At 35.1% G+C, this 26,581-nt stretch carries 27 protein-coding genes, 1 rRNA gene, 3 pseudogenes and 1 riboswitch; of the genes and pseudogenes, 9 read left to right on the top strand and 22 right to left on the bottom strand.

Annotated features, from left to right (window positions below; genetic code table 11):
* Window positions 1-215 precede the first annotated feature (215 nt).
* On the top strand, window positions 216-1,094 hold the full coding sequence (locus tag D2K62_RS16325) for a GGDEF domain-containing protein (RefSeq protein WP_117149095.1): 879 nt from the start codon (window positions 216-218) through the stop codon (window positions 1,092-1,094).
* A gap of 283 nt (window positions 1,095-1,377) precedes the next feature.
* Here D2K62_RS16325 and D2K62_RS16320 read toward each other — a convergent pair whose 3' ends face one another.
* A complete protein-coding gene (locus tag D2K62_RS16320) occupies window positions 1,378-1,467 on the bottom strand; it encodes a putative holin-like toxin (protein WP_232828038.1) in 90 nt (29 codons plus the stop codon).
* Between the two features lie 201 nt (window positions 1,468-1,668).
* Window positions 1,669-3,105: a glycoside hydrolase family 1 protein gene (locus D2K62_RS16315; RefSeq protein WP_117161773.1), complete on the bottom strand. Its 1,437-nt coding sequence runs from the start codon at window positions 3,103-3,105 to the stop codon at window positions 1,669-1,671.
* A gap of 368 nt (window positions 3,106-3,473) precedes the next feature.
* Here D2K62_RS16315 and D2K62_RS16310 point away from each other — a divergent pair, with 368 nt between their 5' ends.
* A complete protein-coding gene (locus D2K62_RS16310; RefSeq protein ID WP_112180277.1) occupies window positions 3,474-3,914 on the top strand; it encodes a cell wall hydrolase in 441 nt (146 codons plus the stop codon).
* A gap of 69 nt (window positions 3,915-3,983) precedes the next feature.
* Here D2K62_RS16310 and D2K62_RS18820 read toward each other — a convergent pair whose 3' ends face one another.
* Window positions 3,984-4,346, bottom strand: coding sequence for a nuclear transport factor 2 family protein (locus tag D2K62_RS18820; RefSeq protein WP_157967900.1), 363 nt, complete (start codon window positions 4,344-4,346; stop codon window positions 3,984-3,986).
* A gap of 175 nt (window positions 4,347-4,521) precedes the next feature.
* On the opposite strand from D2K62_RS18820, the gene D2K62_RS16300 reads away from it, so the two are divergent.
* Window positions 4,522-5,001 (top strand): hypothetical protein, encoded by a 480-nt coding sequence (locus D2K62_RS16300; RefSeq protein WP_157967899.1) that lies wholly within the window; start codon window positions 4,522-4,524, stop codon window positions 4,999-5,001.
* Between the two features lie 412 nt (window positions 5,002-5,413).
* Here D2K62_RS16300 and D2K62_RS16295 read toward each other — a convergent pair whose 3' ends face one another.
* From D2K62_RS16295 to D2K62_RS16270, 6 genes are all read right to left on the bottom strand, one after another.
* Window positions 5,414-6,388, bottom strand: a complete 975-nt coding sequence (locus tag D2K62_RS16295) for a tetratricopeptide repeat protein (protein WP_112180274.1) — start codon at window positions 6,386-6,388, stop codon at window positions 5,414-5,416.
* Between the two features lie 393 nt (window positions 6,389-6,781).
* Window positions 6,782-6,991 carry a hypothetical protein gene (locus D2K62_RS16290; RefSeq protein ID WP_112180273.1) on the bottom strand — a complete coding sequence of 70 codons (210 nt, stop codon included), beginning with the start codon at window positions 6,989-6,991 and terminating at the stop codon, window positions 6,782-6,784.
* Window positions 6,992-7,108: 117 nt separating this feature from the next.
* Entirely contained in the window at window positions 7,109-7,801 is a 693-nt protein-coding gene (locus D2K62_RS16285) for a copper homeostasis protein CutC (RefSeq protein ID WP_112180272.1), read from the bottom strand.
* Between the two features lie 117 nt (window positions 7,802-7,918).
* On the bottom strand, window positions 7,919-8,488 hold the full coding sequence (locus D2K62_RS16280; protein WP_117161770.1) for a DUF4256 domain-containing protein: 570 nt from the start codon (window positions 8,486-8,488) through the stop codon (window positions 7,919-7,921).
* A gap of 93 nt (window positions 8,489-8,581) precedes the next feature.
* Window positions 8,582-9,400, bottom strand: a complete 819-nt coding sequence (locus D2K62_RS16275; RefSeq protein WP_117149090.1) for an ABC transporter permease — start codon at window positions 9,398-9,400, stop codon at window positions 8,582-8,584.
* A complete protein-coding gene (locus D2K62_RS16270) occupies window positions 9,387-10,373 on the bottom strand; it encodes an ATP-binding cassette domain-containing protein (RefSeq protein WP_117161769.1) in 987 nt (328 codons plus the stop codon). Before D2K62_RS16270 ends, D2K62_RS16275 begins: the two co-directional genes overlap by 14 nt.
* 290 nt (window positions 10,374-10,663) lie before the next feature.
* Between D2K62_RS16270 and D2K62_RS16265 the strand changes: the two are divergent.
* A pseudogene (locus tag D2K62_RS16265) lies at window positions 10,664-10,909 on the top strand (ArsR/SmtB family transcription factor); the annotation flags it as partial.
* 247 nt (window positions 10,910-11,156) lie between these two features.
* On the opposite strand, the gene D2K62_RS16260 reads toward D2K62_RS16265, so the two are convergent.
* Window positions 11,157-12,164, bottom strand: coding sequence for a DUF3231 family protein (locus tag D2K62_RS16260; RefSeq protein ID WP_112180267.1), 1,008 nt, complete (start codon window positions 12,162-12,164; stop codon window positions 11,157-11,159).
* Between the two features lie 190 nt (window positions 12,165-12,354).
* On the opposite strand from D2K62_RS16260, the gene D2K62_RS16255 reads away from it, so the two are divergent.
* Window positions 12,355-12,759 (top strand): YkvA family protein, encoded by a 405-nt coding sequence (locus D2K62_RS16255; RefSeq protein ID WP_112180266.1) that lies wholly within the window; start codon window positions 12,355-12,357, stop codon window positions 12,757-12,759.
* A gap of 82 nt (window positions 12,760-12,841) precedes the next feature.
* Here the strand turns inward: D2K62_RS16255 and D2K62_RS16250 are convergent, their stop codons facing one another.
* On the bottom strand, window positions 12,842-14,773 hold the full coding sequence (locus tag D2K62_RS16250) for a fructose-1,6-bisphosphatase (RefSeq protein WP_117161768.1): 1,932 nt from the start codon (window positions 14,771-14,773) through the stop codon (window positions 12,842-12,844).
* A 248-nt stretch (window positions 14,774-15,021) separates the two neighbouring features.
* Window positions 15,022-15,120: riboswitch (SAM riboswitch) on the top strand.
* A gap of 136 nt (window positions 15,121-15,256) precedes the next feature.
* Here D2K62_RS16250 and D2K62_RS16245 point away from each other — a divergent pair.
* Entirely contained in the window at window positions 15,257-16,360 is a 1,104-nt protein-coding gene (locus D2K62_RS16245; protein ID WP_117161767.1) for a 5-methyltetrahydropteroyltriglutamate--homocysteine S-methyltransferase, read from the top strand.
* 155 nt (window positions 16,361-16,515) lie between these two features.
* Window positions 16,516-16,680: a phage holin family protein gene (locus D2K62_RS18990; protein WP_198663148.1), complete on the top strand. Its 165-nt coding sequence runs from the start codon at window positions 16,516-16,518 to the stop codon at window positions 16,678-16,680.
* A gap of 87 nt (window positions 16,681-16,767) precedes the next feature.
* Here D2K62_RS18990 and abc-f read toward each other — a convergent pair whose 3' ends face one another.
* From abc-f to D2K62_RS16230, 3 genes and pseudogenes are all read right to left on the bottom strand, one after another.
* Window positions 16,768-18,405, bottom strand: coding sequence for a ribosomal protection-like ABC-F family protein (abc-f, locus tag D2K62_RS16240; protein WP_112180263.1), 1,638 nt, complete (start codon window positions 18,403-18,405; stop codon window positions 16,768-16,770).
* Between the two features lie 295 nt (window positions 18,406-18,700).
* Window positions 18,701-19,150 carry a hypothetical protein gene (locus D2K62_RS16235; RefSeq protein WP_117161766.1) on the bottom strand — a complete coding sequence of 150 codons (450 nt, stop codon included), beginning with the start codon at window positions 19,148-19,150 and terminating at the stop codon, window positions 18,701-18,703.
* Window positions 19,151-19,304: 154 nt separating this feature from the next.
* A pseudogene (locus tag D2K62_RS16230) lies at window positions 19,305-19,538 on the bottom strand (SH3 domain-containing protein); the annotation flags it as partial.
* Between the two features lie 553 nt (window positions 19,539-20,091).
* Here D2K62_RS16230 and D2K62_RS16225 point away from each other — a divergent pair.
* Window positions 20,092-20,295, top strand: coding sequence for a hypothetical protein (locus D2K62_RS16225; RefSeq protein WP_117161765.1), 204 nt, complete (start codon window positions 20,092-20,094; stop codon window positions 20,293-20,295).
* A 13-nt stretch (window positions 20,296-20,308) separates the two neighbouring features.
* Entirely contained in the window at window positions 20,309-20,503 is a 195-nt protein-coding gene (locus D2K62_RS16220) for a DUF6366 family protein (protein ID WP_117161785.1), read from the top strand.
* Window positions 20,504-20,587: 84 nt separating this feature from the next.
* On the opposite strand, the pseudogene D2K62_RS16215 reads toward D2K62_RS16220, so the two are convergent.
* The 8 genes and pseudogenes from D2K62_RS16215 to rrf form a co-directional block, all read right to left on the bottom strand.
* A pseudogene (locus tag D2K62_RS16215) lies at window positions 20,588-21,625 on the bottom strand (erythromycin esterase family protein); the annotation flags it as partial.
* 12 nt (window positions 21,626-21,637) lie between these two features.
* A complete protein-coding gene (locus D2K62_RS19515; RefSeq protein WP_369974659.1) occupies window positions 21,638-21,856 on the bottom strand; it encodes a hypothetical protein in 219 nt (72 codons plus the stop codon).
* Between the two features lie 15 nt (window positions 21,857-21,871).
* Window positions 21,872-22,249: a hypothetical protein gene (locus tag D2K62_RS16210; RefSeq protein ID WP_117161764.1), complete on the bottom strand. Its 378-nt coding sequence runs from the start codon at window positions 22,247-22,249 to the stop codon at window positions 21,872-21,874.
* Between the two features lie 153 nt (window positions 22,250-22,402).
* Window positions 22,403-22,912 carry a P-loop NTPase family protein gene (locus D2K62_RS16205; RefSeq protein ID WP_369974658.1) on the bottom strand — a complete coding sequence of 170 codons (510 nt, stop codon included), beginning with the start codon at window positions 22,910-22,912 and terminating at the stop codon, window positions 22,403-22,405.
* A 181-nt stretch (window positions 22,913-23,093) separates the two neighbouring features.
* Window positions 23,094-23,225: a hypothetical protein gene (locus tag D2K62_RS19330; RefSeq protein ID WP_255421377.1), complete on the bottom strand. Its 132-nt coding sequence runs from the start codon at window positions 23,223-23,225 to the stop codon at window positions 23,094-23,096.
* Window positions 23,226-23,259: 34 nt separating this feature from the next.
* Window positions 23,260-23,469 carry a hypothetical protein gene (locus D2K62_RS16200; protein ID WP_117161762.1) on the bottom strand — a complete coding sequence of 70 codons (210 nt, stop codon included), beginning with the start codon at window positions 23,467-23,469 and terminating at the stop codon, window positions 23,260-23,262.
* Between the two features lie 98 nt (window positions 23,470-23,567).
* Window positions 23,568-26,219, bottom strand: a complete 2,652-nt coding sequence (locus D2K62_RS16195; RefSeq protein ID WP_117161761.1) for a transglycosylase domain-containing protein — start codon at window positions 26,217-26,219, stop codon at window positions 23,568-23,570.
* 235 nt (window positions 26,220-26,454) lie between these two features.
* Window positions 26,455-26,570 (bottom strand): 5S ribosomal RNA (rrf, locus tag D2K62_RS16190).
* Window positions 26,571-26,581 lie beyond the last annotated feature (11 nt).

The raw sequence follows: 26,581 nt of genomic DNA, 5'->3' as shown, positions 1-26,581 counted from the left end.
TCTTCTAGCAAAATTGGTCACCAAAAACAAGGTATCCTTATTAGAAACCTCTCTTATAGGTTAAATTAACTAGAGATAAAATGAAAAATAGTGTTTTAAACCTACGATCCAGGGTAATATCATAAAAGTAGCTTTATAGAATATCAAGGTAGGCTGAGGATGTGTTTCGGGACTTAATCCTCATTTAATAGGAAAAGCGAAAAGGGGTATATTGAATGGATATTGAAATTAGTTCTTCTATCTTGAATTCTATAAAAGATCAGATATGTTTGATTGATTATTCTGGCAACATTATTCAAACTAACGATGAATGGCTGAATTTTGCTAAAAATAATAATGGAAATTTGTCTGCACTTGGTGTCGGAACAAATTATATGCAGGTTTCTAAAGAAAATACAACAGTATTGAAAGGATTAGAGGCAATTATTAATGGTGAAATTGATGAGTTCACGCATGAATATCCATGTCATTCTCCAGATTTCAAACGCTGGTTTAACATGCAAGCAACAAGAATGAAAAAAAATGAATATGATATCGAAGGAATTGTAATACGACATATTGATATAACAAAACAGAAGCTGATGGAAATGCAGCTAAAAAAACGTGTACATACTGATTCTCTAACTAATTTATATAATAGAAGGTATTTTGATAAAGAATTTCAAATAGAAATGAAACGATCTAACCGTAATAATAGTCCGTTGTCTGTATTGTATATTGATATTGATGACTTTAAGTATTTAAATGATACTTATGGACATACGGTAGGCGACCTCGTGTTAAAGGAAATTTCGGTAGTATTTTTAGAAACTATCCGTGATTCTGATACATGTGCTCGTATAGGTGGAGATGAGTTTGCCATTATTTTACCCGAAACTTCGAATGAAGCGTTAGATTGTATAGCAAAAAGAATTATTATGAATATCAATAAGATCAAGATTCAGGAGGACATTACCTATCCAATAAAAGTTGATGTATCGATTGGTGGTGCGTCATTTTCAAATGAATTAGACATGAGAGCGATGCTTGATAAAGTAGACAGAGCTTTATATGCTGCGAAAGACAAAGGAAAGAATCAAATTGTAATTTTATAAATTAATCATGCTGCTCCACCAGAGAAATCGGTCTCACCGCAATTCAACTCATTTCAGACAAACCTGTCATTTGAAAGTCTATTTTTAGGTGAGGTCCATTTTAACTATCATCTACCTTTATATTTCCATCTTAAATTCTATATGTTATAATTTCAGTAAGATAATCCTATACTAATAAACCACAGCGCTAACTGTGTTTTATAGATAAGCGGTTCCCCCAGGGGATCGGCTATCGTTATTTCGGATAGACCTCTCCTAATCACTTGTGGGTAAATAGGGAGGTCTATTTTCTATTGATCAACGTTACGATCAATGCGAGTAGTGCAATCAAGAAGGTGCCAAAACCAAACAGCAGCCTAAAACTCTCATACATACCCATAGGCATCACCCCCTCTCAAGTGGGGTTAGCCGACCTCTCCTTAACAGAACATTATCCTTCTAAATTATACCATAAAAAAACAATACGAAAGAACAAATGTTTGTTTTTTCGTGAATTCCCATATGAAAAAGTACCTGTTACTCCACTATTGGAAGTAACAGGTACTTTATAGTTAAATCTATTTTAACATCTGACTTACAGTTCTTCTCCATTTGTAGCAATTACATTTTGATACCAGAAGAATGATTTTTTTCTACTGCGTTCTAACGATCCACTGCCATCATCATGCTTGTCTACATAAATGAAACCGTAACGTTTAGACATCTCACCGGAAGATGCACTTACTAAATCGATACATCCCCATGATGTATAACCCATCACTTCGACGCCATCTTTAATCGCTTCGCGCATTGCACTAATGTGTCCACGTAAATAGTCGATACGATAATCATCGTTGATCGATCCATCTTCTTCAACCTTATCATAAGCACCTAATCCGTTTTCTACGATAAATAGCGGTACTTGATAACGGCCATATAATTCATTTAACGCAATACGAAGGCCTTCTGGATCAATTTCCCATCCCCAATCACTTGCTTTTAAGAATGGATTCTTAACACCACCAATTAAATTCCCTTGACCGATTTCTTCAGGTGTTTTGTTTTTCTTATCAGTACGAGACATGTAGTAACTGAATGAAATGAAATCTACTGTACCTTCTTTAATTAACTCTAAGTCTCCATCTTGGATATCCAATTTTATCTCATTTTCTTCAAAATAACGATTGATAAAGCTAGGATATTCACCGCGAACGTGTACATCTCCACAGAAATTATTGAATATACGTGCTTCTTCCTGTGCAAACGTAACATTCTCTGGATTAGAATCATACGCATAAACTGGTGCATAGATCAGCATACAACCAACCTGTGATTCAGGAATAATTTCATGTGCTAATTGTACTGCTTTTGCACTTGCGACAAACTGATGATGAAGTCCTTGGAAGCTATCTTGAAGACGTGTTTCTTCGTTTTCAGGTGAAAAACCTAGTCCAAGTAACGGCATGTGTGTAGCACCGTTTATTTCATTAAATGTTAACCAATATTTCACTTTATCTTTGTAGCGATTGAAAAGAACCGTTACATAACGCTCAAAGAATTCAACCAGTTTACGATTTCTCCATCCACCGTATTCTTTTATTAAATGTAGTGGTGTTTCATAGTGTGCTATCGTAACTAATGGCTCAATATTATGTTTTGCAAGTTCGTCAAAGACACGATCATAGAATGCTAAACCTTCTTCACTTGGCTCTAATTCGTCACCATTTGGAAAAATACGAGACCAAGCAATACTCATACGAAATGTTTTGAATCCCATTTCTGCAAATAAAGCAATATCTTCCTTATAACGGTGATAAAAATCAATACCCTCGTGATTCGGATAAGTATATTTGGTTTTATCCATTTCGAAATCAAACCCTGTATCTGATAACAGCTTGATTCTGGCTTCTTTCCCGCCAGGTAGTACATCTGCTAAATTAAGTCCTTTACCGCCTTCATGAAATCCGCCTTCAAATTGGTTAGCAGCAGTAGCGCCACCCCATAAAAATCCTTTTGGAAATACGTTTGACATTTTTATCACCTCATAAAATTATTTGATCTACAAGCTTTCACCTATTATGTGATGAAATAAGTGAATATATTATATATAAACTTATGGCAATAAAAAAACCTAAGTTACTTAAGAAATCAGAAGAAATTACTTCCAACTACTCAAAGCACCTTAGGTTTTGCCTGCTAATCAGTAACAATCCATAAGTTAATATATAATCTTTGATTTTAATATATCATTTTATCAAGATAATGTAAAGGCTTACGTTTTGTTTTATTACAGGCTCTTGCGGATAAATTCTGGTACGGTTTTCTAGGTGGTTTCATATGCTAAAACAGAGAGACTATTAGTGTTCCAGTGAAATATAATTCTTATAGAGGTGATAAAAAGTGACAAGAGTAAAATATACAGACAGTGACGTTGATTTAATCGCAAGGATGATGCGAGCTGAAGCCGAGGGTGAAGGGAAACAAGGAATGCTTATGGTTGGCAATGTAATTGTAAATCGAGCAAAAGCTGATTGTTTAGACTTTAAAGATTTAAGGAACATACGTGATGTGATTTTTCAAATTCAGGGTGGAAATTATTCATTTGAAGCAGTGCAAAAAGGAAATGTTTTTTACAATAGAGCAAGAGGAGTAGAAAAAAGATTGGCCGAACAAACTTTGAAATATTGGCGAGAACATCCTTCCAAGTATGCGCTTTGGTATTTCAATCCTTATGGTGAATGTCCTCCAACATGGTACGGTCAACCACTTACAGGACAGTATAAACAACATTGTTATTATGAACCCCTTCCAGATACATGTGAAGGTGCTTATCGATATTAAAGTAAACTTCAAGTCGTGGGATTTACTATTTCTCACGACTTATTAAATCTGTTTAAGTGTTCTGTTGTTTTAGCTGCCTGTGATAGTCCCTTGAGGAAAGGTCATTTGCCATTTTCCATTATTTAATTTCCAGACTGAACTTCTTAAAGAGTACTTTTGTTTACTTTCTATATATACTTTAAAGGTAGTAAGGACAGCTGTCGGTGAAAGGTATCTCAATTGAAAATTACTCATGGTAATTCGAGGATTATCTTCACTTGGTAAACGGTTCAATATATTTTCTTTATTATAGATTTTCCCTGTGCTTGAATATTCAATAAAATCATCTGCTATTAACTCGTTTAATCGTACAGCAGATTTACGAACCTCGCCCTTTAGTAAAGCCGTTTCTAAAGAATACATATGTTTTTCTAATTCTTTCTGACTTTCCATTCGGATTCTCCTTCTCTTTAGCTCTTTACAATCATACTTATTAATTGATTGCATCCTAATAACTAACTTAATTATAACAGGAAATTTTATACAAAAAAATACAAATATATGATAGAATACGGTTACATGAGTTGTTGAATTAAAATTAGGAATCATTATCTTAGGGGGAGAAGAAATGAAGATAGTTTGGGAATCACTTCGGTTTATCTTAATATTTACTATACTTATGCTCATTTTAGGCTTTATAACTGACCTTATTTTATTAATGATTGGTTTAACTGCTGAAATATATAGGTCGATTGCAATAATTGCTGCATTTATTATTACTTGTCTTCTCTATAAAAAGAAAGGTTGGGGTAAGAAGTATAATAAATTAATCCTTTTAATTACTTTTATATTAATTGTTCTGTTTACAGTAGTAATTCCAGATATGTCCCCTACACATCTACACACATGGAAGTATGCTTATTCATATGGTTTTCCGTTTCATTTTCTCACTTTATATAGTGAGAATGGCGCTACATTTATTATTCCTAATCTATTTTCTAAAGGGAGAACAATTTGGGGTGCGGAGATCTTCCTTATCTATTTAAATTTCATTATAATTTATTTCACTTTACATTTTCTATTTAAATACGTAAACAGGAGAAAATAAAATAGGATGAGTTAATGAAAAAGTCTCCTCTCATTAATAATTACAAGGATAAAGTAAAAGGTCGTTACTTTCGAAATGTATTCCCTCATCCATTTATTAGAAAGGAATATTTAAATGATCCAAAATTTGCTTTTAATGACGTGAAATAGCCGAGGCATATGATTTTCTTACGATCTCATTCTTGATCAAATGAGAATTGAACCATATGTCTTTTATATTTGCATTTTGACACCAAGCAATATACGTATCTATTTTAGATTCAAAGAATTTACCCTTTCCCTTTAATTTTAGTTTGTATTTGAAATAAGTTATGAACTTAACTTTATTGTCCAATTAAGCATAACCTATTCAATTTTTGTACTATGCATTCAACAAACGTGACCTTAGTACAATAAGAAATAATTTACTTTAATTAATATTCTGTCAACTCAATAAATGTCTCATCATCATAAATGGTGGATAATAGTGGATCATTGTATGCTGTATCCCTCAATGTATTATCTAATTCTATCGATCTAGTTAATTCCTCCAATCCGTGATCAATCTCTCCTTGTTGCACAAGTGCCACACCTTTTCCGTAATATCCAATTGCTTCATTTGGAAATTGCTCAATAAAAGTGTTATAGACTTCCTCAGCTTCTTTAAAATTACCTGCATATGTAAGCATTAAGCCTTTATAATCTAAAGCATTTAAAGATTGTTCTGACTCAAGCTCCATAATCTTGTTTAAATAAGGAATCGTATCACTATATTCCCCTAACGAATCATGGAGGTAGACCAGATACCATAATGCGTCGATATCTTCGGGATATGTCTTTATATATTGTACTAAATAAGGGATTCCTTTTTCATCTTCGTATAAGTAGTAAAGCGAAACGCCCTTTCCATATAGAGCATAAGGTGCACTATCATCAATTGCTAAGGCTTTATTATAATAATCTAGCGCTTTTTCATATCTTTCAAGCATATAATGAGCATTTCCCATGTTAATAAATTGCTCTGGTTCCTTATCACTAATATCTATTGCTTTTTGTGCAGCAACAATGGCTTGTTCGTATTCGCCTAGTTCATTTAATGACAAAGCCATGTTATTAAATGCACCATCCATTTGGTTATCCAGTTCAATTGCTTTGTTTAGTGATTGGATGGCTTCTTCATATTGCCCGATAAAATTTAGAGCATACCCTTTCTCATTATACAGTATTGGATCTTCAGGGTATCTTTCCAATCGTTGATTGACATCTTCTAAAGCTAAGTCATACTGTTCTTTTTCATACCATTCATCATATTTTTCTCTCGAGAATTCAGGATCTGTAGCACTTAAAAGGCTACAGCCTGAAAGAATAATTAATAAAAATACAAATAAAGACCAAATTTTTTTATTCATTCTATCACTTCCTTTTTTAAAATGATCCTATATCTAATGGTAATAATCTATCCTTTCTATTTGTTTTTTCTTGCATTTTATTAAATAAACCCGCTTAAGTAAGAATATCTAAAGAGATAATGTATCACAACTCTTTTTTCTAAAACAGTTAATATTACTTAGATGGATGTATCTATGTTCGAGAGAATAACCATATAGCATTATAAGAATATTTTCCTATCATATATTATATAATTTGAATGCTATATAAATTCTTTTATCTTATTAAGCTCTCTCAGTATTCTACTTTAAATAATTCCACCCTCTTATTCTACATTTAACTTATTACTCCTATCATAAAAAAGTACCAACTTCTAATTAATAGAAATCGGTACTTCTTTATTAGCTATTCGTTTAGCGTGGCGCTTTTGGCGGTTGACATACGTCACATTTACGTTGATTTTTATTTTTGAATTTAGTGAAGTTTTTTTCGAAATTGTTACCACAAGCACATGTAAATAGTAAATTTTGAGAAAAACCCTGATATTCCGTTGTTAACAACTTATTATCTGAATTGTTCTCAACAAATGTCTTAATTTTATCAATTGTCCATCGTTTATTCATTCTCTTACACCTCCATATTTTACTAGACGGAGGCTTTTCTTGGCGTCCGTTCCATTATCATTAGCTTAAGTTGTTAATTATAACATGAGCAGTGTTATAATTAACAACTGCATATATTTATCTACCAGATAGTACCCCCTTAATGCCTTCAATGACCGTCTCATCAAAACCTGCTTCAAATGAATGCTGTTTTCTAACACCGCTACCAAAATGGTATTCATCAGCTCCTATTGCATCATGCAATGCTGGCAAATTGTCTAATTTCACACCACTTCCTGGCAGTATTGTCGGACCATTTACTTGCTGTTGGAATTGAACTAATTTTTGTAACGAGCCAATGCCTTCCACACAACTATCTGCACCACCGGAAGTTAATATTCTCTTAATATTATTCCGATAAGTCACTAATGTTTGATAAGCTTCCAATTGATCTTCAACTTCATCAAATGCTCGATGAAATGTTACATTTAGATCTGGAAATTCTTTAAATATGTCAGTAAGAAAATCTGTATCTATTTTTTTATGCTGATCAAGTGCCCCAATCACAATTCGGTAATGGCCCATACCGTATAACATAGCAATATCTTCCTTCATTGCTTCCTTATCGGCTGGACTATAAATAAAACCATAGTTGTGCGGCCTGATCATAACTTGAACCGGAACTCGCACATTTTTTAGCGTTGTTTTAATTGTTCCATACGATGGAGTTAAACCACCCAACTGAATAGCTGAGACTAGCTCGAGTCTATCAACCCCTAATTCTTCTGCTATTCGTGCATCATTTTCATTCTCCACAATACATTCTATCATTTCCATAACTCCTCTTTGGCTGTTACTCGATTATAAAGGATTTCGTTCCAAATTATGACGCTTCTTACATCAGTATTAGGAGGATTTCCATTTTAATTTTATCTATTTACACAAAATTTAAACCTTTAGTGAGCCACGGAAACCCCTTGCACCATAGTAGGAATCTGCGCCATTGTGGTACATAAAGACAGTGTCATAACGTCGATCACAAAAGATAGCTCCGCCAAGTTTTCTAATATTCGCAGGTGTTTGCACCCAGCTAGAAGTTTTCATATCGAAATTTCCAAGTTTCTGTAACTCCCTATATTCTTCCTCAGTCAAAAGTTCTATCCCCATGGCATTTGCCATCTCAATAGCGTTATTTTCGGGTTTGTATTTTTTCCTTGCCTTCAGGGCTTCAAGGTCGTAACAAACACTTCTGCGACCTTTAGGACTTTCTACTGCACAATCAAAAAAGATATATGCATCCTTACTTTTATCATACCCAACAACATCGACTTCACCGCCAGTTGCTTCCATTTCATTGAGCGACCAGAGCTTTTCAATATTAGCATTCAGCTTCGCATGAATTTTCTCCCATTCAAGATCTTTATGACGATCCATATTTTTCTCAAACCGATCTTTCAGTATGCTCAGTATTTCTTCACGTTGTTCTAGTGACAATTCCTTTTTATTGCTCTTTGTCATGTTAGTGACCCACCTTATTAATTTCATTTAAGATAATTCAATTTACAATAATTTGCGAACGTGCTTGCACTGTTCACAATACGTTAGCAAGTATTAATTCTTGTTTCTAAAAAAGTACATCGTTAAAGGGCCAAACACAAGGAGTAAGCCAATTGAAATATACAATACCATCATGATATCGCTTATTCCAACCGTACCATGAATTAAGCTCCGTACGGCATCAACGACAAAGGTGATTGGGTTAATTGCAACGAATTTCTGTAGCCAATTAGGCATAGTCGTTGGATCTACAAATACACTACTTAAAAAAGTTAATGGAAATAAGATCATCATACTCATTGCCATCAGTGCTTTTTCAGTACGTACGACAATCCCGAGCATCGTCCAAATCCAAGAAATACTGAATGCGAAGAAAAGCAGCAACAAAACGCCCAAGACAACGCCGATAAACCCAGCCTCCGGTCTAAAACCTAAAATATATCCAAGGGTGATCATAATCGTGGATGCAATTAAATAGCGAACAGCATCAACGGCTAGTGCACCTACTAATACGGCTGGTCTCCAGATCGGTAAGGAACGAAAGCGATCAAAAACGCCTTTCTCAATATCTTTATTTAAGTCCAATCCAGTGTACATTGTAATCATCGACACAGTCATAACAAGAATTCCAGGTAGGACAAAGTCTAAATAGTCACCAGTAGAACCTGAAATCGCCCCACCGAATAAATAGGTAAACATTAGTAGAAAAATGACAGGAAATACCGTCACATCAAATAGTTGTTCAGGTACGTAGCGAATCCGTAATAACGCCCGCCAAGCAAAAGTAATCGAAGCGCTAATCGCACTCGGTTTTTTTGGGCGTGTTATTCTGGTTATTCCTTCTTCAAAAGATTTTGGATCATGTTTGACCATTTGCTTCGTCCCCTCCTTCGCTCTCTGGTAATTTTCCAGTTAAAGTGAGGAAAACTTCATCCAAACTAGGTTGACTCATTGAGAATTCCTTAATTTGAATAGCAGCATTTGCCAATTCCCCTATCGCTTTTGCAGCTTTTGCGTGTTCATTTATAGGAACGGTTAAAGATATTTCTCTCAAGTTTGCTTCTGGGGATTGATTAAGCTCTTCTTCAAAGATCTTTTTAGCTTTTTCTAATTCTTCAACATTGTCAAAGTGTACCGTTAAGCTTCCAGCACCAATAGAAGCTTTTAATTCTTTACTCGTTCCTTCTGCAATTAATTTACCTTGATCAATTACACCAATTAAATCAGCCAATTGATCCGCTTCTTCTAAATATTGTGTTGTCAAAAAAACAGTCGTACCGTTTTTTACTAAAGCACGAATAATATCCCACACTTGATTACGACTTCTAGGATCAAGTCCAGTTGTTGGTTCATCTAAGAAAAGCAGGTCTGGTGATGTAACAATACTTGCAGCAATATCAATTCGACGACGCATTCCCCCAGAATATTTCTTGACCTGACGTTTACTAGCATCCTCCAATTTAAAAGCCTTTAATAAGTCATCCGCTCGTTTTTTAGCCTCTTTACTCGTAAAACCTACTAAACGACCGATAAAAATTAAGTTCTCTCTCCCCGACAACTCCTCATCAACAGAAGCAAATTGGCCAGTCAAGCTGATTGATTGTCTAACAGAATCCGATTCCTGATTGAGGTCAAAGCCCATCACTTTAGCTTTCCCTTCATTAGGTTTCAATAATGTTGCAAGCATGCGAATCATGGTCGTTTTTCCAGCACCATTTGGTCCAAGAAAACCATAAACAATTCCCTTTGGCACTTTTAAACTAACTCTGTCCACCGCACGATCTTTCCCAAATATTTTCGTGAGATTAGTTGCTTCCACCGCATATTTATTTATGTTCTTATTCATCAGCTAGCCCCCTTTTATTTTCACTAATCTAGAGATATGTTTATTCCATTCCTGGTTAAAAGATGATCTATGTTTAAGATGGTAAATTTCCCTTCACTTAATTGCATTTAACAATATCATATCAAAGAATACTGTTCCATCCCAGCTGATATCAAACACTTTACACAAATCATATTTGCTTTCTAACCAATATCCTGTAATGAACAAAGTGAGGACTTTGGGGTTAAGATAGAACTCAGGAACAAGTACAATGATTTACATATCGAAATAGTTCGATATATAATACGCCTATGAAACAAATAGAATTATTTAAAGTATTGTCAAATGAAACACGGCTTAACATTTTACAGTGGTTGAAGGAGCCGGAGAAGCATTTCCCAAAACAACAGGCTCATCTTCCAAAGGAGGTATGTATTGAGGGTGGCGTTTGTGTCGGTGATATTCAAGAAAAAGCAAAAGCTTCTCAATCTAAGATTTCACGCTACTTGAATATGATGCGGAAAACTGGGCATCTCGAATCTGTTCGCCATGGCCAATAGACATATTATAGACGAAACGAAGAAACTATGTTCTGAAATAAAGAGCCATTGATGTTTGTAACATCAATGGCTCTTTATATTTCTATTGTAAATAAATGTATAATCACTAAATTAAAATTATTTAAAAGAGTAACTTTAATCTCTAAAAAAAGGAATACACAAAGGAATACACAACTGTTACATAAACTTCTATTTAGAAACTAATCGAACTCTGGATAAAGCTAAATCCTTCACCATATATCACTCACTTCAACAATTGGTTCCGTTCTTCCATTTGTGGTGGTTCTTCCATCCAACCATTTTTAATCATAATTTTTCCACCTTTATGAGCATATTCAAATATATCTTTCATAAAAATAGTCATTTTAGCTGGTAAATCATTTCGTAAACTAAAAGCAGTACCTATTGAACCACTTCCCATAGAAAAGCTGCAAAAAAGACTTGTGCAATACATCATCAACTTATCGGAAAATGGTGCTATTCTTGAACGGGTGGCATTACCACCTGCAGTTTGAGGAGATTGTACACCGCTTTGCAGTAAGACTTCACTTAATTCCTTTACCATACTTTTAGCAAGTTCAGCACCATCATTAAAGTAGTTTTTAACTTCTACATTATTTGCACATTGAGCAAAACCTGTAATCATTTGAAGCCCAGTGATATTTGCTTCAATCGAATGATGAATTTGTGCAACTTCGACTGTATTTAATGAACGTTTGCCGCTATTTGGATTAACTAAGAATCCACTCAAGTAGTGCTTATCTTTAACAAATTCAACTGATTTTGGCATTGTAACATGAGGAGATTTAACAAGTAAGCCTTTTTCAAGCAAATATTGTGTACAAAGGTTGTAATACTTTTGGGTAATGGCAGTTAGATCTATTAATATCAGTACAATATCTTCCCGATAAGACATAGTTATATTTAATGAGTGAAGCCCCATACTAATTTCTTGTAATAGGCGAACAAACATGATGTCAAAACCATTATCATATAATTTCGGTACCTCTTTGTTAACATCTTGAGCAGTGTACCCAATTGGTATTACAGCCCCTTCATTTCGTAACGTTTCTGTTAAGATACCAACATATTTGTCAATCTCTTCATATAGATTATTCATAATGTCCTTGGCTTTTTCATCATCGGCTTTCTCTATAAAATATTCTAACATACGTAATATCATTGTTTTTTCCTGATATGTAAGCCATAATACACCTAATTCAGATGACGTAATTGCTGATTTTTCTGGCATATAATCTCCTCCTAAGATATTTTGTCTTAGGTTTAGCATAGGGTTATATATTTATTCAATATTTTACTCATTCTTTTTCAACAACGGTAAAAAATATTCTGTAGCATACTTAGCTTGTTTTTCTTCAACTATAATGAACTTCACAAAGGTAAAATAATAGCGTATACTGTACTTAAAGGGGCAATAAACGATGAAACCAACAATTGAAAATATAGAACAAGAAATACAAAAAAACAGTGAACATTATTCTGATGATAAATTTTGGGGGAAGTTAGCGAAGTTTGCTAAGAAGGCTGGTTCTTCTGTCGTTTATGCTGTATTACTGTTGTATTATACGCTTCAGAAACCGGAAGTACCTACCAAAGTAAAAGCTGTCATTATTGGTGCTTTAGGTTACTTTATTTTACCCTTAGACTTAATTCCAGACTTTTTTACCGGCGTTGGTTACACAGATGATCTTGGTGCACTCGGATTTGCTTTATTCCAAGTAGCTATGTATATCGACGACCCAATTAAGTTAAAAGCAAAAGACAAGCTAAAAGAATGGTTTGGAGACAAAGTGGACACGTCCGCAATTGATTTAAAAATTAATTAAGACACACTCTGACCCACATATAATACAAAGGGGACAAGGTTTTATTTCTTCTTGTCCCCTTCTTCTTTTTCCACCTATTCGATCACTTCATATAACGGTCAGCCATCAAATTATGAAGCATTTCGACTTCCTGTAACAATTCCGCTCCAACATTCGTTTCTTTTACCTTTTTTCGCTCTAATTCTTTATCTACTAATCTTTTAACGGATAACACATCTGCACCATTTGCTAGTACTTCTTCTTTTGAGTTAAATTTCTTGTGGGCAACAAGTTGCATCCCATACGAATTATATAATAACGTGTATCCTGCTATTCCTGTTTTTGATTGATATGCTTTGGAGAAGCCTCCGTCAATTACAATCAGTTTGCCATTTGCCTTAACAGGATTTTCACCGTCAATTTCTTTTACTGGTGTATGCCCGTTTACAATATGGCCATGGTCTGGATTAAGTCCAAATTCCGCTAAAATTTTTCGACATGTATCCTCGTTCTCACGTAAATGGTAGTAAACGTTCTTCCTCTCTTTGTGCGTTACCTCATCCGTGATGAAATACCGCTCAAAGGTTGTCATTTCTTTTTTTCCGAAGAGGGATGAATGTTCACCTGTCCATAAATACCAGACCATATCCGTTGCCAAATCGTCTGTCTTTTCAGGATGAGCAAACGCATCACGTAGGTAATATTCAAAAATATCAAACAGTTCACGACCAGCGTAGGTCTTATCTTCAATAACCATTTCCTCCATATTTCCTTCTTCATCTAATGGAATACAGCCATGAATTAATAAATTTCCATTATATTTTAAATAGAGACTACCTTTCTTCATCAAGAAGCGCATATGGCGGGCAAACTTTTCTGACTTCTGAACAGAAAATAATAAGCGGTTCATCACTTCTTCTTCTTCTGCTAACAATTGATCCGGTTTATCTGGATTAACTGTTGAAAAACAGCTATTTTCCAGTGGATAAGTCTCTCCTTGAATTGTTATTTCGTCCTTATCATAATCTACTTTCTCAAGCAACAGTCTTTCTGACATGTCAAAGTAGGCACGTCTCTTGATGATCGGACTCTCCAGTTTGAACTGAATTATTGTAATCGCTTGATGTATCTTGGTTATTTGTAATTGTTCATGATCCGATAGTTTATCCCCAGCATCTACTTTTGGTCTAAAGGCTGGATTATCCTGATAATATTTCTCCGCAAGATTGAGTAGCGGTCTAAGATTTATCCCATAGACATCTTCAATAATCGCTAAATTGTTATACCGCGCACTAATACGAATAATATTAGCAAGACAAACCTTCGATCCAGCGAAAGCGCCTAACCATAGTACGTCATGATTCCCCCACTGAATATCGACAGAATGATAGTTAACTAGTGTATCCATCACTTTATCTGGTTCTGGTCCACGATCATAAATATCCCCGACTACATGTAAATGATCAACAACGAGTTCTTGTGTCGTATAACTAAGACCAATAATTAGTTTATCAGCCTGACCAAGGGAGATAATTTGTTGAATAATTTTTGTATAGTACTCTTTCTTGTTGATGAATTCATCTGTCTTATACAAGAGTTCTTCTATGATATAAACAAACTGTTTAGGCAATGCTTTTCGTAACTTCGAACGTGTATATTTAGAAGACGCATAAGCAATAAGTTCCATCATATCCTCAATTATTTCTCGATACCATCTATGTAATGCTTCATCGTTGTCAAAGTTATTCTTGATTAACTGTAATTTCTCTACTGGATAGTAAACTAATGCAGCAAACTCATTGATTTCTTTTTCAGATAATTGATCGGTAAATAGATCTTTTATCTTCTCTTTGACCCTGCCTGAACCATTTCGTAATACGTGTTGAAAGGCTTGGTATTCCCCGTGCAAATCACTCACAAAATGCTCTGTCCCTTTTGGAAGATTAAGAATAGCTTCCAGATTAATAATTTCGGTTACCACTTTTTCTTCGCTATCATAACTTTGAGCAAGTAAATCCAGAAATTTTTTATTCATATTTGCATCTCCTTTCAAATTGCATTATTATTTTTCCAGCATTCTCTCACACTAATTTCTCTTCCAGGATTTTTAAAAATCTGCTTCCATTTTTGTTACTATTACAGCATAGCATAAACTATCAGAATTTTTAATCAAACGTTTAGTTTCCTAGGTATTCTAATTTTTTCCTTTATCTTTAAAAATTCATCTTGACAAGTATCGCAAACAATAGTATTCTCAAAATTAAGATATTTACAAACAAATAAATCTTATCCAGAGAAGTGGAGGGACTGGCCCTTTGAAGCTTCAGCAGCAGACTAACAAGTACTGTGCTAAATCCAGAAGCGTATTGCTGAAGATAAGAGGAGAAATCGTTAATTCAAACCTCTTCTTTTCACAAGAAGGGGTTTTTACTTTTTATTTAACGTTCTTCCTAAGGAATGTCGCGTATGGATCAAGTTTGTTTGTCATCTTAAAACAATTCGGAAGAGGGGAATTAAAATGACAAAAACAGCAACAAAAGCACCATTTAGAGCAGACCATGTAGGAAGTTTACTAAGACCGGAGAGTATTCATCAAGCACGTAAGCAACTTGCTGAGGGAACAATTAGTCAAGCAGATTTACACGAAATAGAAAACAAGGAAATCAAACGTATTGTTGATAAGCAGATCGAAGTTGGACTAGAAGCTGTAACAGATGGTGAATTCCGACGTAGATTCTGGCACACAGACTTCTTGGAGCACTTAATAGGTGTCGAAGGTTATGTTCCTGACCAAGGTTTCCAATTTAAAGGTGAAGAAACAGAACGCTATGACGTACGTGTAGTTGGAAAAGTTGCATTTAATCCCAACCACCCACATATCGAGGAATTCAAAATTTTTAATGAGATTGTTGGTGGACGTGCAGTTGCTAAATTAACAATTCCAAGTCCAAATCAATTATTCAATGCCGGAATTCTAAATGAAAGTATTTATCCTAATATCGACGACTACGCAGCAGACGTAATTGCAGCCTACCGTGATGCAATCAATGCCTTTTACGATGCAGGAGTTCGTTACTTACAGTTAGATGATGTTTACATTGCAGGACTTTCTTCACCAGATATCCCATTTAATGAAGGAATCCATTCAAGAGAAAAATTAATTGACTTGGCTCTACACGTAGTTAACAGTGTATTAGAAGGAAAACCAGAAGATTTAGTAGTTACAACGCATTTATGCCGTGGAAATTACCGTTCAAAATGGGCTTTCACCGGAAGTTATGATCTGATTGCTCCTAAGCTTTTAGCTAATGAAGCGGTAGATGGCTTCTTCTTAGAGTATGACGATGAGCGTTCTGGTAGTTTTGCACCATTAGAAAATGTTCCAAACGATAGACCACGTGTCGTTTTAGGCGTCTTCACATCTAAAACTGGTGAACTAGAAGATAAAGAAGTAATAAAAGCTAGAGTAGCAGAAGCTTCTAAATACGTACCACTTGATCAATTATGTATCAGTCCACAATGTGGCTTTGCTTCGACACACCATGGTAATCTTTTAACAGAAGAAGAGCAATGGAACAAGTTGAAGCATATTGTAGATGTATCGAAGGATATTTGGAAATAAGCTAGTAGAGCGTCCCAAGTGGGCGCTCTTTTTATATAGACTGGCATATCAAACAGCGAGCATCTCCTTTTCAAAAATACTTGACGACTCGATTGTTTTTAATTCACTATGTAGATAGGATCTTATAACAATAGTTTTAACTTGGGGGTGATTCTATGATAAACATATTTGTTTTATTTGTTACTTTTGTTTTATATATTGGGATTCCTTTAGCAATAATCTTCCTTTTGAAATGGATTTATCAAATGAAAAAGAATAGTGATCTACAAATTGAGCATAACAAAGAAATTATTCAATTATTAGAAAGACTGGATAGGTGAGAAATTTCTGTTTTTTCAGCAAATGCCTTTTAATCGAAATAAAAAAAGGATAGCAATTGCTATCCAAGAGTCTTACGGACGATTCAATTAGGATAAAAGATTATTGATTTGACTTGTAAGTTGATTAAATTTTTCATCAAGTTCTTGATATTCACTATCTTTTTGCGTCATGAAACTGAGCCTCCCTAACACTTCTTGTCTTTCCGTTTCGAGTGTTAGACGCAATTTATCTGGCTCACTTTCTTGACGATTGCTTGCTTCTTTCGATTGTTTCACAATACTTTCGTTTGAAAAAAGAAGTTTCTCGTTTGTTGTTTTATCGAGAAAATACGAATCATGTGATACAACGAGTAGTGTACCATCGTAATCTGCTAATGTATTTTCAAGTTGTTCACGTGATGGTAAATCAAGATGGTTGGTTGGCTCATCGAGAATTAGTACGTTTTTTTCCTCTAGTATATAGACCATTAATTTGCACTTCACACGTTCGCCCATACTCATATGAAGGATTGGTTCTCGCCATTGGGAAGCAGTAAAGCCTAAATGCTGCATTAAATTCTGTACTTTTCCTCTTGCTTCGAACGTTTCTTTAAAAAATAGCTGTTCTGGCGTATTTTCAAGTGGTAGGTCAAAGACTTCTTGTGTTAAATAACCAATCGTCGCAGCAGGTGAAAGCCATACCTCGCCCTCAGACAGCTCGTCACCAACCAGTATTTTTAAAAAGGTTGTCTTGCCACTACCATTCGGACCAATTAATCCAACTTTCTCCCCGTGCTTAATTGTGAAATTTACATTCTTAAATAGCGTTCGATCGCTAAATCTCTTTGTTAAACCTTTCACTTCTAAAAATCGTTTCCCAACCTTTGTGTTCGCTCTAATTGAAAACTGCACATCGTATTCTGGCTTCACCTGCTCTACTTTTGCTTTTTCGAGTTCTTTATCCAAACGCTTTTGTTTTGATTTTATTTGTTTATCCATACGCTTTGCTTTGACACGATAATGTTCTTTATAGCCTTCTTTTTTTGTCGATTGAGCATGTGCTTTACTCGACCAAGAAGTGAGCTCTTTCATTTGGTTTTCAATTCGTTCCACATTTTTCTGTTGTTTCGCATATTCATGTTGCTGGGTCAGGCGTTTCTGTTCACGAAATGCCATATAACTCGAATAATTGCCTTTATGCTCGATAAATTCACTATCTTCAATAGACCATATCTTTGTTGTGACAGCATCTAAAAAATAACGATCATGCGATACAACTATAATTGCACCTTTGTGTCTATTGATTTCCTCTATTAACAAAGCCGTACTCTCCGTATCAAGGTGGTTCGTCGGTTCATCAAATAATAAAAGGTCAGCCTCTTTTGCAAATCCATGTGCAAGTCGTGCTTTTAACTTTTCTCCACCACTTAATCTAGCAAAAGCATGATCTGGTACGTGCCATTTGTGAAGTAAGCTACTTTCACGTGTTGTCACTTCTTTTGGAGCGTGTGACTCGGTTTCTTGTTCGACAAAAACGGTTGTGAGGTTCTTTTCTATCGATTCTACGCTTCCTTTTGTCGGTAACAACGCTCCCGTAATTAGTTGTAATAAGGTTGACTTCCCTGCACCATTTTTTCCAATAACACCGACAACATCAGCTTTTTGGACACTAACATTTATATCTTCAAAAATCGTCTGATCAACTATTTCATAATGAACCTGTTGCAATTTCACTAATTCTTTCATACAAAATCCCCTCTCTCGATAGGGAGAACAAAAAAACTCCCAATTTATTTGGAAGGATTAGTCATAGCAATACATTCTCTGAATAAGCTATTGATCCGTTTTTAGAAAATGGCAGACTAATCCTATTTCATGTGATTTGAAATATAAAATTTCAAACTTCAAAAATAAGATTAGATTTTCATTGGTCAGCCATCGTCCCTTCTTTTTTATTATAGCCAGTATAACATAACTAGGTTAGCTAAAGAAATTGATTCGTAAATGGATCTATTTTTTTCACCATGATAAACAACTTCTTTTACAAATCAGTTATTCTGACAATTTCACCTATATTATAGCCCATCCAACCCCCAATTAAAGGGAGACCATTGATAAAGTCAAATCTTAGATAGTTAACATCCAAAACAAATAATAATACTGTAACACCCACACTACAAATACTAATTATGACAGCTTCTATTATTTTTCTTCGCTTCCATCGCTTCTTCCCTAAACGGTATTCATCAAATTTCTGTACACGCCTGCTAATCTTTGTACCGAATGTCTTTCCTGTTTTTAGAGTATAGAGATTAGTCGTTAAATGGATCCAGAGAAGTATGCAAACTAGACCAATAACAACAACAGTATCTATGTTCATTAGAAGATAAATAAGCAGACCATAAGATAAAAGCATAAAAAGATTACCCTGGACTAATTGAATTTTTTTCAAACGCTTAACCTCATGTATATCCCATTCTGATTCAACCATTCTATCCTTCCCTTCAGTTTATTAGCTTACTTTAATTTTTTCTGCTGGGTTTAAGAACAATTACTCACAATAAAATTGTAACATAACCTTAAAATGATTCTTGAAATATTACAAAAAAATCCATAAAGGAACTTGTCCTATGTAGATTTTATTATTAGTAATTACTTATATTTTGAGTAGGTGTTTGAATAATTACTGGGTTTTTAGCAGGATCTAACCATTTCATAATTTTTACAACATTTGCTTCCGATGTAGCGGTACAACCTAGTGTATAGCTATTTCCGATATGGAAGAAAATAGCACTACCTTTACCAGGCGTACGTTGTGTGTTGTAGTTAATCACAAAACCATTCGCATAAGCCCCTATTTTCATATTCTCCGCTTTTTCTTCCGCTTTTGTAACAATATCGTATTCTATCACTTTCTTTTCAAAACTCGTAGATGTAAGAGATTTAGTATTATGATTAGTAGTTGCTTGAGCGGCATCTTCCGCAGAATTAAGCGATAAAGTAACTAATAAAATAATTGCTATTGCAGTTACAAGCGTTACTAACCCTAACAAATTCTTCTTCTTATTTTGGATTTTTTTCTCTCCTTCTTTTCCTTATTCATAAATAAACTACCTACTTAATATACTTTCACTTTACTGGTGCCCAAATCTTAGTAGGTAGAAGCTTCCTGATACAGGATGCTATTAGCTTGTTTAGAATGATTAGATTCTTATAAATCATCATGACTTCCTAATTATTGTATATCCTAATACTATACGCTAATTTCACAGCACTATTTTCCATAGTTAACAGTAATCTAATAGATTACTAGAAAACTGGAAAAATCTATCTAAGCAGTAAACCTCATGAAACTTTTTCCTTTATCAATCGTATATAATAGTAAGGTTCCTAAAGATAATCTCACTCGATAATTATTTGGAGGTGATTCAGTTGTTAATTCAAATCATTCAAATTATTATAATTATTTTAGTCGGTCTTATTGTTTTAGCAGGGTTCTTTTTTGTAATTAGATTCGGTAGCTATAGTGGTATAATCGGTGATGATAATCCATTTCTTCAAAAAGATTTAGCTAAACGAAGGAAAAAGTTTGGGAAAGATAACGAGGAAGAAAATGAAAGTGATGATGAAAAGTAAAAGGAGTGGTTTTATGAACCAAAATGATCAAGATCGAAAGCGTTTAGAAGAACTCAAAAAAAATCCAATGGGTAACTTTTCAGATTCTATTAACCGCTCAGCAACAGGTGATTTAGGTGGATTAGCACAAGGTGGTTGCCTCACTAAGCTTATTACTTTACTAGTCATTATTGGTGCTTTTCTTATATTGTCCCAATGTTCCTTTTAAATTTTAACAGGAGTTGTTACCTAATTATAATAAACCTTCTATAAAAAATTAACTGAAGAATTAATCTTCAGCCAATTTTTATGATTAAAGTTTAACTTGTGATACGTTTAGCGGATGGAGTGCTTCTGTTTGATCGATATGAATGAATGCATCATAACGCTTAGACATAAGCGATGGCACATAGTTTCCATATGCTTCATATGCCGGATTATAAACAACTCCAATGGCTCGATGACCAATTAACTCCTCAAATAACGCTCGATTTTGTTGATCAAAAAGCAATATTTTATTATATGGTCCTGCTTGATGCATTGCATCCTCCCAAGAACCAACCTCTGCTTCTGGTACAATCATTCGTTCCAAATTAACACCCCATTCATCAGCAGCCACAACAGTTCCACGATGCGTACCAAACCCTACAATATATACATCTTCCTTCTTATTTTGTTCTCGTAGGATCTGACCGACGTTAGTCATCCCCTCCGCTTGCATATCTGTTGCAGACGCATCACCGACATGGGTATTATGTTCCCAAACAATGACTTTTGCGTCTTTTCCGTAAAAGCTTCTAATTTCATTCAATGCATCAACCATATGTCTATCACGGATGTTCCATGACTCTGCATCATTTTGAACCATCATCCGATAATAATTTTCAGCATCCTTCGCAACCATTGCATTTACTCTAAGATTCAAGTCATTTTCTTCTTGATAGGAAAGATTTTTTTGTTGCATGCGAATAGCGGTTAACAGTTTTGCGACCTCATCCACACACCCTTCAGAAAAGAACGAAGCAGAAATTGCATAATCGTTCTCTTTTTTATTAAACGGCTCAAAACATGCTATCGCCTTTTTTGCCAGTTCTATGTTCGCACCTTGTGGCTCGGTCATCTTTAAATAACGCATAATCTCTTCCAATGACTCCCACAAACTATATACATCAATTCCATAAAAACCGATCTTCTTCGTCTTTACCTGTTTATCATTATAGCCCTTCAACCATTCAGCTAACTGTTCCACTTCTTCATTTGCCCACATCCAAGTCGGCCACCGTTTAAAAGCGTTTAAAACATCGCGCGCAGTTTGTTCCTTCGAGTCACTTTTTATATACTTATTTACTTGCTGGCAAGACGGTCAATCTCCCTCCACCGTGATCGCATGAAAACCTTTTTCTTCAATCAGTCGTTTAGATAACGCAGCTCTAACTTTATAAAATTCAGACGTTCCATGACTTGATTCGCCTAGTAAAACGATTTTAGCATCACCAATTTTAGTCATTAATGGCGTTAGGTCAGCTTCCGTTTCAAAGGGTAACGCGTGTGTTTGGATAGATTGGATCAGATTATTCTGCATAGAAGTACTCCTTCGTTATTGTTTATATTCTGCTTGATAAGAATTTTCCCCAGCATGGACTGCTACTAATGTATCTGCATACCCGACAAGTCGATTAACCACTTCATCAGAAAGTCCATACACAAGATAATGAAGTTTTGTCTCAAACAGGGTAGGATCATCAAAAATGATCGTTGTGTTAATAAACACATCTCTATTTCCATATAAGCTATAATGTATTATCACTTTGCCAACAGCGCCACCGGTTTTGGGATCCTCATAGCTAGGTATGAAAACGTACCACTCTTCGGCTGAAGCTGACCTGAAATTCTTCGTTATAACAAGACCATCTATTTCTTTATCCAATTCCTCTTGCTGTTCCTTCGTAATCGTATCTAAGATTTTATTATCCACAATCAGACCCCTTTTAATATACTTTCCCCTATTGAAAAACATTTATGAGAATTCGATAGCAAATATTAGACAAAAAAATAAGCAACCAAATTTTGATGCTAATTTGACTGCTCTACGACAATACACCTAACAAATTCAGAATGAGTTCTCGTCCTAAATATACGTATTAATCTCATATTTGTCCTTGATTATAATCAATTTTTGATTATAAGAAACTAATATCACTGCTATTTTTTGTTTACCTTCTTTTTCAAAGTGGTAAGTCCAAACAAACATCTTCCATAACATTTTTACTGTTGGTTTATAATTTGCTTTTTCAACACCGACTTTTTGCAAATAAAATCGCTTTATAATCTGGTAAATTCGTTTATAAACAGCAATATCTAAATAAATGATCAAGTCTGCTTGTTGTAGACTTGATGATACCCATTCATAATGGGCCCCTTCGATAATCCAACTATTTAAATTAACTATCTCTTTTAAATAGTTATCTCTGTCTTGTTCACTTCTTCTTATATCCGAAGGTTCCGCCCTTTTCCAGACAACATTATCTAATTCATAATGTGGTATAGCAAGCTTATCAGACAGCATTCGCGCTAATGTAGTCTTTCCACTTCCAACTGAACCTATAATATGTACTTTTTTAGTAATACCCTTTTCCACAAGAACCACCATCACATTTGTATGTATTCGTGTAACATTAACTTCTCAATCGCTTTACTCATTAATAGTACTATGATTTGGTAATTACCTACAAATCTCAAATCGCTTAAAATTAAAATAAGGAGCAATAAAAGGTCATTAAGACTACTTTTATTGCTCCTTATTTTTATCGATTGTATTTCTAATCTTTTCTATAGTTCTTTTCTTTTGGCTCTTGATGTAATTTCTTGATCGCATCTTGTGTTTGTAAAGTGGAAGATCCCAAATTATTATTTAATGCAGCTTCTTCATTTAGTTTTTCTTCTTTAGCCATATTCTTGTTCCTCCAATTTTCAATCCGTTAATCATTAGACATTGTAATGATAATTGTGTTCCCTTAACGTAGTTCCAATTTGTTCCGCAGTAATTTTTTCTTCATTAAATTGAACCTTTACTTCTCCATCTGAAGTATCTATTAGAACTCTTTCCATGCCATCCATTTGTGTTAAAATACTTTCGATTTCTTGTATCGGCTTACCATCAACTGCTTCCTTTACAAAAATTGTTACTTCTGCCATTAAAACTTCCCCTTTTTATTGTTTATATTAGCTTATCCAATAAGTAGAAAATGATGCTGTTATTATAGAAACAAATTTAATTGGTTGGTTAGCTTTAGCTATTCAGTAGATGGTTGATCTTGTTGATCCCGTTCACGGGATTCATTATCAGTGTCTGCTGTCTCCTCTTCAGTTGTTTCGCTACTCGTCTCATTTTCGTTCGACGACTGTTGCTCTTCTGTCTCATCACTAGTTTCTTCACCAGTACCAGTGGATTCCTCTTCGGTCTCTTCAGTTGACTCTTCCTCTTCATTAGAACTATTAGAACCATCATCTGTTTCCGTCGATTCTTCTCCCTCTGTATCACTACTGGGTTCTGTTTCTTCGGTTGTTTCTTCGGTCGTCTCTTCCTCTTCATTGGAGCTATTAGATTCTTCTGTTTCCGTGGATTCCTCTTCATCTGTTTCACTGCTAGCTTCCGTTTCTTCGGTCGCTTCTTCCTCTTCATTCGAGTTAGTAGATTCTTCCTCTGTTTCTGTGGATTCCTCATCCTCAGTTTCACTAGTATCTTCCGTTTCTTCTTCTTCGGAATCACTAGCTGAGTTAGAATCAGACTCAGTTGAGTCCCCATCATCATCTTCTTCATTTGTAGAGTTTGATGGTGGTGACAAGTCGGGAACAAACTGATCCGACACCTCAGATGGTTCATGACCTTCAAGGAATAGTTCCGCTGATATTTGATCCACAGGCGTGTATGCACTAGCACGTTCCACTGGATCTGATCCTTTTTCCACTTCAATTTCTAGTATATTATCAGGACGTTCGAAATTAGCAATGTCCTCCCCAGAAATTTCACTCATTAAGCTACTGAACAGCTTCTGTGCAGTTTTTCTTTCAGTTTGTGATAAAGGGTTTGATCGATCTTTATAACCTGTCCAGATAGCTGCAGTATATTGCGTTGTGTAGCCAGCAAACCACGAGTCAGGAGCACCACCAGAATCAATGTTATTAGCCTGCTTAAAATCATCTGTATAGTTAGTAGTACCAGTTTTTCCGGCAATTTCTAGTCCTGAAACTGCCGCAGTAGTTCCTGTTCCTTGTGGATTTTCAATTACTTCTTTTAACATATCCGTAATCATATAAGCCGTTGATGCTTTCATCGCGGCATTCGTTTCATAGGAAAATTCCTCTACTGAGCCGTCTCTTCGTTCAACTTTAGTAATAGCATAAGGTTCATTATATACACCTTTATTTCCAAACGCTGCATAAGCACCAGCAATTTCCGTCGGGTTTGTTCCTGAACCGCCTCCGATTGCTGAACTCTCATACACTTCTTCCTCATCATAATTAAAACCAAGTCCATTTATAAATTCAACAGCATTTTCATGTCCGACTTCATTAAATACTTTAATGGCAGGAATGTTCCGTGAATCCCAGAGCGCCTCACGTATAGAGATTTCACCCTTAAATTCACCGTCCCAGTTTTCTGGCTCTCCACCGTCTTCATATTCAAATGCTTCGTCTTCTATAATATGCGCAGTTGACCATTGTTTATTTTCAATAGCAGGAGCGTAATCTAATAATGGTTTAATTACAGATCCGGGTTGCCTGCTAATATCTGTTGCAAAGTTGAAACCTCTCTGCACCTCTGACCCATAGTTTCTACCGCCACCAATTGCACGAATAGCACCAGATTGTGTATCTAATAAGGTAACACCCGCTTGAAAAGGTTCGCCATTTTTATCAGCAGGAAAATCGATCATATCATCTGAATTCAGAATTTCTTCCAAGTTACTCTGTGCATCTGGATCTAGGGTTGTATGAATAGTAAGTCCGTCTTCAAAAATATTATAATTTCCCATTTCATCTAGTTGCTCAACCACATAATCAATAAATGCTTTGTCGCCTTGGTTGTTTGTTAATTGCGCGCGTTCTTCCTGATCACGCTCTACAACATCGTCTGTGATTGCTACTTGTTGTGCTTGCTCCATTTCCTCAACTGTTATTTGATCATGATAGTTCATTAAATAAAGTACCGTATTACGTCTTTCTGTTGCTTTTTCAGGATAATCATATGGATTATAATTATTAGGACTTTGTGGTATCCCAGCTAACAATGCAGACTCTGAAAGTGACAATTCGTCAATACTTTTATCAAAGTAATAGTTAGCCGCTGTCTCTATTCCATAAATACTGTCTGAATAATACGTTTTATTAAGATACATTTCCAAAATCTCGGTTTTACTGTAGTCCTGTTCGAACTTAAACGCTAGCCATGCTTCTTGAGCTTTACGTTCCAAAGATTTCTCAGATGTTAGAAATGACTGCTTAATAACTTGCTGTGTTATGGTGCTTGCTCCTTCAGAACCAAATCCTTCTGTAATGTTAGCAAATACAGCTTTACCTAATCGGATTGGATCTACGCCATAGTGATCATAAAATCTAATATCCTCTGTAGCAAGTACTGCTTCTTCGACTATTAGTGGAATATCTTCATAATCTATTAGTTCACGGTTTTCTGTGCCAAGCCTCGTGATAACATCTCCATTTTTATCCAGCACTTCTGATGCAATTGGATCGATTAAGTCTTCTTTATTAAGTGTAGGTGCTTGACTCGCATAATATGCGAATAAACTCCCCCCAGTTAGTATGGCAGCAATCATTAGCAATATTAAAGTAACTAATATTTTAAAAAGTAGTGATTTCTTCTTTTTTGATTGATTATTTTGTCGTTTTTTCTTTTTTTCTGTTCGTGAATTTTTATGCGTCAAGTATTTTCTGTCTCCTTCGCTTATTTAGCAGTTTAATTTATTATCTTTTTCCATAATAACTAGTGTTTATTGAAGAGTCTTTTATGTTTACCCGAGATTCACTGTCCTTTAACATTTTTAACGAATAATTTAAATTAAATCAGTAGCTAAATATTGGATTCAAGACTTAGAACCATCTAAGCATAAAAAAGAAGCACTTTTACCTCAGATGAGATAAAAGTGCTTCTTTTATTTAGCTTAGCGACGTCCTACTCTCGCAGGGGCAAAGCCCCAACTACCATGAGCGCTGAAGAGCTTAACTGCTGTGTTCGGCATGGGAACAGGTGTGACCTCTTCGCTATTGTCACTAAACCATTTTGAAG

It is taken from the genome of Paraliobacillus sp. X-1268 (assembly GCF_003426095.1).
Classification (GTDB): domain Bacteria; phylum Bacillota; class Bacilli; order Bacillales; family Amphibacillaceae; genus Paraliobacillus_A; species Paraliobacillus_A zengyii.
This window is presented reverse-complemented; position numbering and strand designations above follow the sequence as displayed.